Source organism: Snodgrassella gandavensis, assembly GCF_914768025.1.
Classification (GTDB): domain Bacteria; phylum Pseudomonadota; class Gammaproteobacteria; order Burkholderiales; family Neisseriaceae; genus Snodgrassella; species Snodgrassella gandavensis.
The window spans coordinates 25853-39139 of sequence record NZ_CAJZCE010000009.1 but is presented as its reverse complement, the minus strand read 5'-3'; the positions used below and the strand labels follow the sequence as shown (position 1 = coordinate 39139).

13 protein-coding genes are annotated in these 13287 nt (G+C 41.8%); 12 read left to right on the top strand and 1 reads right to left on the bottom strand.

Annotated elements, in window-relative coordinates; translation table 11 throughout:
* Nucleotides 1-11 precede the first annotated feature (11 nt).
* Together MJ764_RS07625 and MJ764_RS07620 are read left to right on the top strand one after the other, a co-directional pair.
* On the top strand, nucleotides 12-746 hold the full coding sequence (locus MJ764_RS07625; protein WP_239325991.1) for a phosphate/phosphite/phosphonate ABC transporter substrate-binding protein: 735 nt from the start codon (nucleotides 12-14) through the stop codon (nucleotides 744-746).
* A gap of 898 nt (nucleotides 747-1644) precedes the next feature.
* Nucleotides 1645-3042, top strand: a complete 1398-nt coding sequence (locus MJ764_RS07620) for a DHA2 family efflux MFS transporter permease subunit (protein ID WP_239325990.1) — start codon at nucleotides 1645-1647, stop codon at nucleotides 3040-3042.
* A gap of 265 nt (nucleotides 3043-3307) precedes the next feature.
* Here the strand turns inward: MJ764_RS07620 and MJ764_RS07615 are convergent, their stop codons facing one another.
* Entirely contained in the window at nucleotides 3308-4702 is a 1395-nt protein-coding gene (locus MJ764_RS07615) for a nucleobase:cation symporter-2 family protein (RefSeq protein ID WP_239325989.1), read from the bottom strand.
* A 224-nt stretch (nucleotides 4703-4926) separates the two neighbouring features.
* Between MJ764_RS07615 and dapA the strand changes: the two genes are divergently transcribed.
* From dapA to hslV, 10 genes are all read left to right on the top strand, one after another.
* On the top strand, nucleotides 4927-5802 hold the full coding sequence (gene dapA, locus MJ764_RS07610) for a 4-hydroxy-tetrahydrodipicolinate synthase (RefSeq protein WP_239325988.1): 876 nt from the start codon (nucleotides 4927-4929) through the stop codon (nucleotides 5800-5802).
* 46 nt (nucleotides 5803-5848) lie between these two features.
* Nucleotides 5849-6994 carry an outer membrane protein assembly factor BamC gene (gene bamC, locus MJ764_RS07605; RefSeq protein WP_239325987.1) on the top strand — a complete coding sequence of 382 codons (1146 nt, stop codon included), beginning with the start codon at nucleotides 5849-5851 and terminating at the stop codon, nucleotides 6992-6994.
* 874 nt (nucleotides 6995-7868) lie between these two features.
* Nucleotides 7869-8111, top strand: a complete 243-nt coding sequence (locus MJ764_RS07600; RefSeq protein WP_239325986.1) for a hypothetical protein — start codon at nucleotides 7869-7871, stop codon at nucleotides 8109-8111.
* A 198-nt stretch (nucleotides 8112-8309) separates the two neighbouring features.
* Entirely contained in the window at nucleotides 8310-8549 is a 240-nt protein-coding gene (locus MJ764_RS07595) for an NGO_0222 family membrane protein (RefSeq protein ID WP_239325985.1), read from the top strand.
* Complete coding sequence (locus tag MJ764_RS07590; RefSeq protein ID WP_100114554.1) at nucleotides 8539-9153, top strand: non-canonical purine NTP pyrophosphatase; 615 nt, start codon at nucleotides 8539-8541, stop codon at nucleotides 9151-9153. Before MJ764_RS07595 ends, MJ764_RS07590 begins: the two co-directional genes overlap by 11 nt.
* Entirely contained in the window at nucleotides 9146-10345 is a 1200-nt protein-coding gene (hemW, locus tag MJ764_RS07585; RefSeq protein ID WP_239325984.1) for a radical SAM family heme chaperone HemW, read from the top strand. The genes MJ764_RS07590 and hemW overlap by 8 nt, the downstream gene beginning before the upstream one ends.
* Before the next feature lie 43 nt (nucleotides 10346-10388).
* Nucleotides 10389-10775, top strand: a complete 387-nt coding sequence (locus tag MJ764_RS07580) for a RidA family protein (RefSeq protein WP_239325983.1) — start codon at nucleotides 10389-10391, stop codon at nucleotides 10773-10775.
* Between the two features lie 64 nt (nucleotides 10776-10839).
* Entirely contained in the window at nucleotides 10840-11673 is an 834-nt protein-coding gene (locus MJ764_RS07575) for a symmetrical bis(5'-nucleosyl)-tetraphosphatase (RefSeq protein WP_239325982.1), read from the top strand.
* 239 nt (nucleotides 11674-11912) lie between these two features.
* Entirely contained in the window at nucleotides 11913-12485 is a 573-nt protein-coding gene (locus MJ764_RS07570) for a hypothetical protein (RefSeq protein ID WP_239325981.1), read from the top strand.
* Between the two features lie 235 nt (nucleotides 12486-12720).
* Complete coding sequence (gene hslV, locus MJ764_RS07565) at nucleotides 12721-13254, top strand: ATP-dependent protease subunit HslV (protein WP_100091456.1); 534 nt, start codon at nucleotides 12721-12723, stop codon at nucleotides 13252-13254.
* The last annotated feature ends 33 nt before the right edge of the window (nucleotides 13255-13287 follow it).

Genomic DNA, 13287 nt, shown 5'->3' with positions numbered 1-13287 from the left:
TGCTGAGTTTAATGGTTGTACCCGATTATCTACCTGATCAGTTCAGTACTTGGTATTTACTCAATAACTATCTGCAAAAGAAAAGTGACCAGAACATTTCCCTGCTTATGCCTCCTTCATTTGACGAAGTAACATCCCAGCAGGAAAAAGAAAAAGTATCCATGCTTTTCGTTAACCCGTTTTCAGCCGGTACTTACGTCCGTGAACAAGGATATTTACCACTGGTAAAACCAAAAAACAAATCAGATGAAATCGTGATTGTTACTGCTGCCGACTCAGATATCAATGCCATTGAAGATCTGAAAGGCAGTGTAGAACTAGCACTTTCAAACAATGAAGATGCAAACTTTATTGGTTTACGCCTGTTAGAACCAGCCAATCTTTCTGATGATGAATTGACAGTTAAACGCAAAGACAACTTCCTTATGGTAGCTTCCAGCGTTATTCGCCATCAGGCTCAAGTTGGTATAGTTCAGGCAGATGTATATGAAAGCTTTAACTCAGTTACCAAAAATCAGTTGAAAGTGCTGCTGAAGAGCCGGATTAATGAAGTGTCTCACGTGATGTTATATCATCCAGATGTTGCTGCAAAAGCTGAGCCTCTACAAGAAATATTGTGCAAAATGGCAGATGATCCTGATGGCGCAAACATCGTTAAAGCCTTAGGCTTTCCAGAAGGCTTCGCTGAATTATCAAAAGAAGATATGGAATTTATGATTGACGTTGTAGATACAATGCGCATGTAATTTCTCTAAATTTATACCTACCCGTGTGCCTCTAATTAAGGGCAGCACGGGTTGTTTTATATATAAACCTTTATCTGGAAACGAGATAAACCAAATCAGAGAGTTTTAATTTTTATAATATCATTTAAATTAAAACGCGTTTTACTTGCTACAAAACTATTTCAAACAAAAGCTCTTTAATAAAATTGCAAAATAATTATGAAGAAAGAGCGCTTGTTTGCCATGATATTTTTTATATAGCAATAAGGAAATCCGATAGTGAAAAAATTGTACAGAAAGGAAAAAACCTAAATATAAATTGCCAAACCAGCACTTGTGATGTTCACAGATATGGATTCAAAAATGATATATATAACATATATAAGAGATTCCTTAAATCATCAGCAATCAAAAAGATAATCCTATTATTTTGCATGAAGATGGTGCTTTTTCCTCTGAGATAAACAAATTTGCTACACTTTTAAATATCTACGAGGCTATGCAAATCAATCTACCAATTACAGGAAATTGATGACACAGTTAGCAAAATATGATTACCTTTATTAAAAAAGTTGTGATCCTCCAAGCTCTCAAGAACCAGCAGACAGCTTATTGCATCCAAGATAGATTATAGAGATTCAAAAATATTCGAACAATTAGAAAAAACATTAAGTAATACTCAATATATTTCAGATTTGTTTATCTCAGAGGAAAAAGCACCATTAATGCGCTTAATTTCATCTAAGCTGATTCTCCCAAGAGTAAAAAGCACTTTCAATCCAGAAATTATTTTATTAATTTATTATTTATTTGCAAATTAATAAAACATTACGTTGTAATTCATGCATTTATATTGATAAATAAAAGCTAAACATGATTCTGTTATAATAAATCAAACCATCATTAATAAATAACAATTATGGCTACCATTAATAACAGTAAACCATCACGCTTTTTGCCCTTATTACTGGCAATAGCCATCTTTATGCAGCAACTGGATGCAACTATCCTCAACACAGCCCTGCCCTCAATGGCTGCTGATCTGGGGCAATCGCCACTGAATATGCAATCGGCTATTATTGCTTATGCACTGACACTGGCCATCATGATGCCTTTGTCTGGTTTCCTGTCCGACAAATTAGGTACGCGTAAACTCTTTATGGGTTCCATGGTTATATTTGTTATTGGATCCGTCTTATGTGCAGCCAGTAACAATCTGGCTTTACTAGTGCTGGCCAGAATTATTCAAGGATTGGGTGGAGCCATGCTTACACCAGTAGCCCGTTTAACCATGATGCAGGCTTACGACCGTTCCAAACTGATAACAGTCATGAACTATGCCATTATGCCAGCACTTATCGGACCAGTACTCGGACCAATTATTGGTGGTTATCTCGTAGAGTATACAAGCTGGCACTGGATTTTTTTGCTGAACGTACCCGTCGGTCTGCTGGGATTGCTGGTTACTTGGTACATCATGCCCAGTTTTAATCGCCCGGCCAATTATTTTGATGGTTTAGGTTTCTTTCTATTTTCAGCATCGGCTTTTTGCATGACCCTGACCTTTGAAACCATGTCACATGCTAATAATATGCTTTTTGGTTGCATGATGGCTATTGCAGGCATTGGAGCGCTAATCGCCTATTGGGCTCATGCACGCCAAAACAATCGTGCATTGTATCCACCACATCTAATTCTGGTACGCACTTTTCGTCTGGGGCTGGCTGGTAATCTGGTTAGCCGTCTGGGTATGAGTGCTTTACCATTATTATTGCCGTTATTATTTCAAGTTGCTTTTCACTATAACGCAGTCAACTCAGGCTGGCTATTAATGCCATTGGCTTTGGCAGCCATATTTGCCAAACCATTTCTGAAACCATTAATGAATCACTTTGGTTATCGTAATACGCTGGCCTGGAACACTCGTATTATTGGTATATTGATAATGTCACTGGCTCTTTTTAGCGCCAGTACACCGCAATGGCTGATTCTATTGCACTTGTGCATTCTGGGCGCATGTAACTCATTACAGTTTACCGGTATGAATACCATTACACTGGCGGATTTGCGCCCCAATCAAGTCAGCAGTGGTACCAGCCTAATGGCTGTTAACCAACAGCTAGCACTGAGCTTCGGCATAGCAATTGGTGCCTTACTGTTACAAAATTTCAGTCGCGCCAGCTTTATAAATGACAATATCACCACAGCTTTTCGCCTCACATTTATTATTCTGGGTCTTTTTACCCTGCTCTCAAGCTGGATATTCGCACGTTTACACCCTATTGATGGTGAAAACTTGCTCACAAAGAAAAAATAAACATCCTTGTATAAATTTTTTATTATTCGGCAAAAAAGATAACAGCGAAGAAATCGTTTTGACTACCTGTTCTGAGAACAACACAGGAGTATTCATACCTTGGTTTATTTTCAAATACAGCCTCAAACGGCTTAATAAGATTTCTTCCAGATATAGAAATAGCCCTGTACATAATCGCGTAACAAATTGATCAAACGCATTTAATACAGAGCTAATATATAAGGCTGCCGGAATATTCAGGCAGCCTTTTTTTACCGTATATTAATTAATGCGGAATATCATCACTTAAATATACCGCAGGTTCACTTCTATCATGTGGTAACAACAGATTCAAGATAATTGCCACAATCCCGCCCATACAAATCGGATTTTGAAACAGAATAGGTAACTGGGCAAAAACTTCCGGTTCAAATGCTACACCCAGCCCGAGACCCAGTGAAGTAGCACAGATAACCGCTTCACGGCGGCGAATGCCGGCAGTAATAATAATCCGTATCCCAGCAGTCACAATCAGACCAAACATCACAACCATCGCTCCACCGAGAACCGGACTGGGAATAGTAGTGAAAACGGCACCAACCCAAGGAAATAACCCAAGTATAATCAAAATTACTGCAATATATTTTCCCACATGTCGTGAAGCAACACCTGTCATTTGAATCACACCATTATTCTGAGCAAATGTAGTTAATGGCAAAGAACCCAAAGCAGTAGCAATCACTGAAACCAGACCATCAGCCATAACCCCACCACGCAGACGGCTTGTGTACGATGGCCCGTCTACCGGCTGATTGGAAATCATGGCTGTGGCAGTTAAATCTCCAACTGCTTCAAACACACTTAATAAATAAATAGTGCTGGCTACCATAAATGCATGCCAGTCAAAAGCAAAACCATATTTGAATGGAATCGGAATAGTAATCAGTGGCAAGTCATGCAGATTGGAAAAATCAACAATACCCATAAAAATGGCAATTACATAACCGGATATCAACCCCACTGCAATACCAGCCATGCGCCACCATGCATTCTTGAAGCAGTTAAATAACAGCACAGTGAACAGCACAAATGTTGATAATGCCAGATTCGACCATGACCCGAAAGTATGATTAGCCTTGGCTGTGAGGCCACCGCCAAAATCGGTAATGCCAACATGAATCAGGCTCAGGCCTATCATCAAAACCACCACTCCGCTTACTGTGGGGGTAATGATTTTTTTCAGAAAAGGCAATAACCATGATGCACCAATTACTAAAAAGGCGCCTACAAAAGAGACGCCCAGCAAAGTAGAAATCATGGTATTTTCATTCATCCCGTTCTCTTTCATGCCCAATCCAAGCGCAATCATCACGGTAACAAAAGAAAAATTAACCGATTGAATCGATAGCAGCCCCGAACCAATGACGCCGAAACGGTGTACCTGAATATACGTACCTACACCTGAGGCAACCATGGACATAGACACCAGATAGGCTGTCATGTCGGCAGGCAGTTTCAGAGCTCCGCCAACCACCAGAGCAGGTGCCACCATGGGCACAAAAAGAGCAAGTAAATGGGTTAATGCACTGAGCAAACCATTAAAAACAGGAGGTTTTTCCTCCAGACCATAGACCAGATCAGAGTGTTCACTATGTGTACGAACAGAGGAGTTATCGGCCATGTCATCCTTCCTTATTTGCTTTATGCATGTGTTAAATGAATATAAAGCGGCGTATTTTAAGCGAAGCAGGGATATTTAATCCAGAGCAAGCTATTGAGCAATAAAATCTTTAACACAACCAAACTACTCTTATCAAAAATAATTCAATAACAGGCTATTTTCCACGAAAGGAAAAAATACGCTACAATCATCACATTTTCAGCTCACCTGCAAAGGGTAGAATTATGTTGACAGGCAGCCTTGTTGCCATCGTAACACCTATGCATACAGATGGCAGTATTGATTATGAACAATACAAACAGCTTATTGACTGGCACATCGAATCCGGCACCGACGCTATTGTCGCTGTGGGAACCACTGGTGAATCAGCTACACTTAGTGTTGATGAACACCTGACGGTAATTAAAACTGCTGTAGAACATGTAGCCGGACGCGTTAAAGTGATTGCAGGCACTGGTGCCAACAATACGCATGAAGCGATCTATTTGGCTCAGGAAGCACAGCAGGCCGGTGCTGATATGACATTATCAGTAGTACCTTACTATAATAAGCCCAATCAGGAAGGTATATACCGCCATTTCAAAACCATTGCTGAAGCCACCAGTATTCCCATGATTTTGTACAATGTCCCTGGCCGTACTGTTGCCGATATGCAACCAGATACCGCTTTACGGCTAGCAGAAATCGATAATATTGTGGGCATTAAAGAAGCCACTGGTAATATTAGCCGCGCATGCTATCTGTTTAAACATGTACCTGAAAATTTTGCGGTATATTCCGGTGATGATCCTACAGCTATGGCATTCCTGTTATGCGGTGGCCATGGTGTTATCAGCGTTACTGCCAATGTTGCACCCAAAATGTTTGCTGATATGTGTCATGCAGCCTTACGTGGGGACATTGCCAGCGCACGTACATTAAATGATAAATTGCAGCGCCTGCACGGTGATCTTTTCTGTGAACCGAGCCCGGCACCAACCAAATGGGCTTTGTCCAAACTAGGTAAAATCAACCCGGTTTGCCGCCTGCCAATTATCGAACTGTCTCCTACCGGACAAGCTACTATACTGGCTGCCATGCAGGAAGCTGGATTAATCTAAACACAAGCCAACATTGCCATAATAATGCACACAGAAAGTGGCCGATATGAATATAAGTAAAACCGTAGTTCTGACCTTGCTGGCAGCCAGCCTTACCGCTTGTGCCAGCAAAAAAGACAACCTGCCCAAACTGGATTATCAGTCAAACAATAAAAAAATCGTCCAACTGGATGTACCACCAGACCTGACTGACCCGAATCAGGGTAATCGTTTCAGTGCTCCGGGTAGTTCACTGATTAATGGTGCAGTACGTGCCAGCGATTTGAACAAGCCTGCCAGCAAATACCAAACCAGTACCAATACTCAGGTACTGACTCAAGTACCGGATATTCACTTTCAACGTGATGGCAGCATCCGCTGGCTGACCATTGACAATAAACAGGCTGCTGAATTATGGCCACTGCTGAAGGCTTTCTGGCAGGAACAGGGTTTTACTATTGAGCGTGAAGAACCGTCAATTGGCTTAATGCAAACCAACTGGGCAGAAAACCGTGCCAAAGTGCCTTCAGATGCCATTCGCGGCATTTTTGAAAAAGTGGGTCTGGGTGGCATTTATTCCAGCGGTGAACGTGATATGTTTACAATCCGTTTGGAACGCAACAGCAAGGGTGGTACCGATGTATTTTTCAGCCAGAAAGGCATGAAAGAAGTTTATACCAGCAAGGATGGGGACAGCACTGCATGGCAACCTCGTCCAAACGAACCTGAGCTGGAAGCAGCATTCTTGGCACGCTTCATGCAATATCTGGGGGCAGATGCCAAACAAGTACAGCAACAGATAGCCGACCAGAAGCAAAATCCGAATGAAAATGCACTGGCAAAGCTGGATGGGGACAGTGTTTATCTGCTTGGTTCGCAAGAGCGCAACTGGCGCCGTGTTGCACTGGCATTGGATCGTGTTGGCCTGAATGTCATCGGTGAAGACCGAAACCAGTACGTTTATCTGGTTGAAGTAGCAGCTGCTGAAGCCTCTTCTGTTTCGAATAAAAAACCGGGACTGTTTAGCCGCATGTTTGGACGCAGTAAGAAAGCTGAGCAACAACAGCTCAAACAGCAACCGCGTTTAATTGTATTGGCACAGCCACTGACAGAGGGTGGTACCCGTGTCAGTCTGGCCAATGAAGATGGTACGCCCTACACTGGCAAAGATGCCAGAAAATGGATTCAGCAATTGGATCAGCAATTGCGTTAAAATAAAAGCCTGCTCATGCAGGCTTTTATTTTTCCGGATTTAACTACTATGTACCCATCCAATATGATATAAAATTATCATGATATTAATTGTTTATAGAAAACAGCAAAAATCATGTTTACTTCATGCAGCTATACAATTAATGTTGAAAACAGTCTCAGTCATTCAGAACATTACACACTCTACCGGCAACATATTAATAACCAGAATCTGGTTATTATCTCCGCTACCTAAAATGGTGATTCAATACACTGAAATAAAAATAACAGATATAGTTGTACAAGTTCAGTGAAATCTTATTTATCCGGATTTGCTCTGGTAAATTGAAATTCAGCTAATATTTAATACTATAAAGCATGGTTGTAGGATCAATCGGCTTTGATTATTTGCGGCATCACAATTAAATGTTTTCTGGCCATTATGGGTATTTTTCGGGTTAAAATATTATTTTTAGCATTTATAACCCAATACTTGATATATATGTTCGGGATGCAAATAAACGGTTGATACAAACTTTAAATACTGATATTAAAATGCCAAATATGAAAAAACTGATTATAAATTATTGTTTTCTAGCAATGACTGTGATTACCACTCTCGTTATGGCTACCATCTTCTTTGCCGATATACGTTATCCTTTGTGGTACAGTATTTGCTGTTTTATCATTGCTGCCATTGGATTGATAATAATAATACCTTTTACGATTAAGCTAATTAAAATCAGCCGGAATTCAAATTAATCACCAGCGACTGCAAACAGAAATTCATTTATAGCTCAAAAATAGATATTGATTAAAATTTTATTGTAAAATAGTGAAAATCTTACAAAACTGATCTTCATTAATAGCTTTCTTCCTTAAAGGGAACAACACTAATGAAAAAACTGATTATTATCTACATTGTTACATTTTTACTATTTATAGTATCCATCAATACCGGTTTTTTACTATATCGAAATGAACACCAGCTTTCTGCTTATAGTACAACATGTTTTATTATTGGTTTGATTATTGCAATTGCTGAAATACCATTAATCATCAAAATAACCAAAATGAAACAGAATAAAGAACAGACACCAGATAGCACTACAGATTTTACCTCGCTTGGAAAAAAATAAATTTTTACATCTGAAAATACGAATAAGTATATTGAATTGAAGAAACTGAATCTCATTTAAATCCGGATGATAACTAATGATTAATTCATTTTATATTCTGTTGCATTCTGAAAACCATAATCTGCTATAAACTATAGTGATTTACCTAATTACTGTAGCCGGCTTCAAGCCATACCATTTATTTTTGAGCATGCCAATATGACTAAACTCAAACTGTTATTACTCATTCTGGCTTCATGTACCTTTATGTTTATTGGCTGGGTGGTATTAGGCTGTTATTATTGGGTGCATCAACAGCACACTATTGCGATAATTTGCTGTTTACTTGCTTTTGTCAGTGCACTGGGACAATTTGCAGCGCTGGCGTTTACACTACGCGAACGCGCCTCCCAGCAAATGTATCAGGCCTTATCCTCCAACGATATTAATCATGAATAAAATTGTTCTTGCCAGTAACAATCAAGGCAAACTGGCTGAATTCAGCCGTCTGTTTAGATCATTGAACATAGAAATTGTGCCGCAGTCGGTTTTCAACATCACTGAATGCCCAGAACCCTATGTGACTTTTGTAGAAAATGCACTGGCTAAAGCTCGACATGCCAGCCGCCATAGCGGGTTACCAGCACTGGCCGATGATTCCGGTATTTGTGCCAATGCCCTGCATGGCGCTCCCGGCGTACATTCTGCCCGCTATGCGGGTACAGAACCAAAATCTGATGCCGCCAACAATGCCAAACTGGATGCCCAACTGCGCCAAAATAGTGACAAAAGCGTATTTTACGTATGTGTACTGGTACTGGTGCGCCATCCAGACGACCCGCAGCCACTGATTGCCGAAGCAAACTGGCCGGGGTTGTGGCAGTCATCTGCAGCCGGAAATAATGGTTTTGGCTATGATCCACATTTCTACTTACCTGAGCAGCAATTAACCGCAGCACAAATGAGCCAAGAAGAAAAAAACCGCATCAGCCACCGAGCGCAGGCACTGCATATTCTCATGGCAAAACTCCAGCAACAATACGGCCTGAATTCTAATGCCTGAGTATCCTGTTTCATTACAAACACCACAGAGTCATTCTCCACATCTGTCCAGCTTACCGCCATTATCGCTGTATATTCATATTCCATGGTGTGTACGTAAATGCCCGTATTGCGATTTCAATTCGCATCAGTTGAAACAGGAGTTGGATGAACAAGCCTATATTGCTGCCTTATTAACCGATCTGGAAACGGAACTGCCCTATTTCTGGGGCAGGCCGGTGCATACGATTTTTATCGGTGGCGGTACCCCCAGCCTGCTTTCGGCAACTGCTTTTGAGCAGCTGCTAAGTGGTATTCGTGCGCGGGTTAATCTGTTGCCAGCAGCGGAAATCACACTGGAAGCCAATCCGGGCACATTCGAACGCAATCGTTTTGCAGCTTTTGCGGCAGCGGGCATCAACCGCCTTTCAATCGGCGTGCAAAGTTTTGCCGACGATAAACTAGCAACTCTGGGGCGTATTCACAACCGTGATGAAGCGCTGAGTGCAATTGAATCCGGTTTAACTTTATTTCCCAAAGTGAATGTAGATTTAATGTATGCCCTGCCCGGACAAACAGTCACACAGGCAAAGGAGGATATTCATACAGCCATTGCAACTGGCGTACAGCATATCAGTGCCTATCAGCTGACACTGGAACCAAATACACCGTTTGCCCATACTCCTCCGCCACAATTGCCAGACGATGACCACATCGCTGATATCGAAGAAACCGTGCATACAGCATTACATCAGGCCGGATTCACTCACTACGAAACTTCAGCTTTTGCCCAGCCTCAGCAGGCATGTCAACATAATCTGAACTACTGGCAATTTGGTGACTATATCGGCATTGGTGCCGGTGCCCATGGTAAAATATCCACTGCTCAGGCAATTGAGCGCACAACCCGCAGCCGGCATCCAAAAGACTATTTGCAGGCTATGCAACAGCAACCGCAGCGCGCAATTACCCGTCAACAGGTATCGGCACAGGATTTACCGTTTGAATTTATGCTCAATGTCCTGCGACTGACTGCCGGCGTGCCCAGTACATGGTTTAGTGAACGTACCGGCCTGCCACTGGCTTTGATACAGCATGCCATCACTCAGGCAGTTGAACGCGGTTTACTGGATGCAAATCCGCTGTATTTACGCCCCACGCCACTGGGACGCAGTTTTCTGAATGATTTACTGGCTTTATTTTTAAAAACCTGATTATCTGATAACCTTTTTTTCTTTAATGCAAAGGAGTAGCAACATGAGTAAAAATATTATTCATACTGATAAAGCACCAGCCGCCATCGGCGCTTATTCTCAGGCAGTACGCGCTGGAAACACCGTATACCTATCCGGCCAAATTCCACTGGTAGCCGAAACCATGCAGGTAGTAGAGGGCGGCTTTGCTGAACAGGCACACCAGGTATTTAAAAACCTTCAGGCAGTTGCAGAAGCTGCCGGCGGCAGCCTGAATGATCTGGTGAAAGTAAACGCCTATCTAACCGATTTAAGCAACTTTGCTACCTTTAATGAAATTATGGCGCAATACTTTACTGCTCCATATCCTGCACGTGCTGCTGTTGAAGTTTCTGCCTTACCCAAAGGTGTACTGGTTGAAGCAGAAGGTGTTCTGGTTCTGGACAATTAAGCAGACAAATTCAGGGCTGGCAGTCAAAATGACTGTTTGTTCCTGAATTGCTGGGAGGTTGAATATGGCGCAATACGTGATTGGTGATATACAGGGATGTCTGGCAGAATTTCAGCACCTGCTGGCCAAAGTGGACTTTAATCCCGGTACCGATACTTTATGGCTTACGGGTGATCTGGTCAATCGTGGCCCACAATCACTGGCTACTTTGCGTCTGGTTAAACAGCATGATGGCTGTATGCAAACTATTCTGGGCAATCATGATTTGCATTTACTAGCACTGCATTACGGCTATGGCAAACTCAAACGTGCGGACACAATCAGTGACATTCTCAACGCGCCCGACAGAAAAGAATTAATTGATTGGTTATGCCAGCAACCTTTATACCGCCAACAGGCAAACTATGTACTGGTGCATGCAGGTATCTGGCCAGAGTGGACGTGTACACAAGCACAACTGCTGGCACAGGAAGTGGAAACGGTTTTACAGAATACCCCAGAACAGTTCTTTGCCCTCATGTACGGCAATAAACCTGATCAATGGAACAACGGCCTCAGTGGCGATGAAAGACTGCGTTTCATCACCAACAGCTTCACACGGATGCGTGCGCTCACCGATAAAGGTGCCATGGATTTTGACTATAAAGGCACACTTAGTGATATGCCGGTACATTATTTACCATGGTTTAAAGCTCCGAACCGACAAAATACAGATAAAACTATTTTATTTGGTCACTGGTCGGCATTGGGTCTGTATGAGGCAAATAATGTTGTCTGCGTGGACACTGGAGCATTATGGGGCGGCAGCCTGACTGCATTTAATCTGGACGACAAAAGCGTGGTACAGACACCAAGTCAAACAAAGTTAAATTTTGAAAATTTAATGCACAAAAAATAATGACCATTACGTGCAAATGTTTAATCGATAAAGCAAATATTCTATTTAAACATCACATTGTGCGGAAATTTCCATTCCTGCACTCTTAAAACAATAACAATAACGTTTATTTGGTATTTTTAATACTAACCAACATTAGATAAAAAAGAATAAGATACATCCATTGCATCTTTACCTAAGCCAAGTATGATGGTTTATGTTATCTAAAGATTCATTCATAAATGCTTGAAGGAGTTGTCATGAAAAAAGTTCTTGTCCCTGCTGTAATGTTAATGCTTGCTCTGACTGGCTGTGCATCTAAACATCATCACAAGGCACCTGTTACCCAGTCAACCACAACTACGACAACAGCTACTACTGCTGATGTACAGATTGACGGACGTAAAGAAGTATCTTACCTGTGTGGTACCGGCAACGCTAGAAACAGCTTACGTGTAATGTATGGCTTGCAAGGCCAAAACGTAGTGGCAGCTCAGGTAAATTATATGGGCAAACTGTCTCCAGTAATGATGCGTGATGCCCGCGACGTAAACTATAATACTTTTGTTTCTCCTGAAGGCATCGCTTGGAAAACAGCTCTTGCTACCAGCGACACTGTAGATACAGTCGATGCTCTGGGTCTGTTGCAGCCTAGCAAACAGGTTGTTAATGGTCAGGAAAGAATTGTTCCGCAAATCGTTACCCAAAATTGCGTAGTGGATAATGGCACAATTGGTACAGTAGCAAGTGCTCCTGTAAAAACCAAAACCGTCAAAACCACCAAAACCGTTACCACTAAAAAAGTATACAAACACAAAAAAACAAAAAAATAAGTAACCCTGTTTGAAAAACGGCAACCTTTCCGGTTGCCGTTTTTTCTATATGAATTAAAAAAGCAGCCATTCGAAAAATATTATACAAATTAGTTATTTATATTTAACAATATACAACATCCCTGCTGAGCAAGCGGCATATAAACTTGAAAGCGAGCCAGACTGCCCTTATTTAAAAGCAGTTATTTTTTTCCGACAGTTATTGTGGCTGTTGGTCAACAAAGGATCACGAGACATGCAACAATTCGACGGCACCACCATTATTTCCGTTCGGCGCGGCGAAAACGTCGCCATCGGTGGCGATGGTCAAGTGACATTGGGGAATACCATTATTAAAGGCACCGCACGCAAAGTGCGTAAACTGTATAACAATCAGGTGCTGGCCGGCTTTGCCGGTGGTACAGCCGATGCATTCACCCTGATTGAACTATTTGAAAGCAAATTGCAAAAACATCAGGGGAAACTAATGCTGGCAGCGATTGAGCTGGCTAAGGAATGGCGTACTGACCGAGCTTTGCGTCGTCTGGAGGCAATGTTAATTGTAGCCGACAAAAAAAATACACTGGTGATCACCGGTAACGGCGATGTACTTGAACCAGAGCAAAGTATTGCTGCCATTGGTTCCGGTGGTGCTTTTGCCCAGTCTGCCGCCCGCGCACTGATGGAAAACACCGAACTGGAACCAGCCGTAGTAGTTAAAAAATCACTGGAAATCGCCGGTGATATCTGCATTTATACCAATCAGAGCCACACTATCGAAACCTTGTAATTACCTTGGTTGGTTAATTTAAATTATCAATAA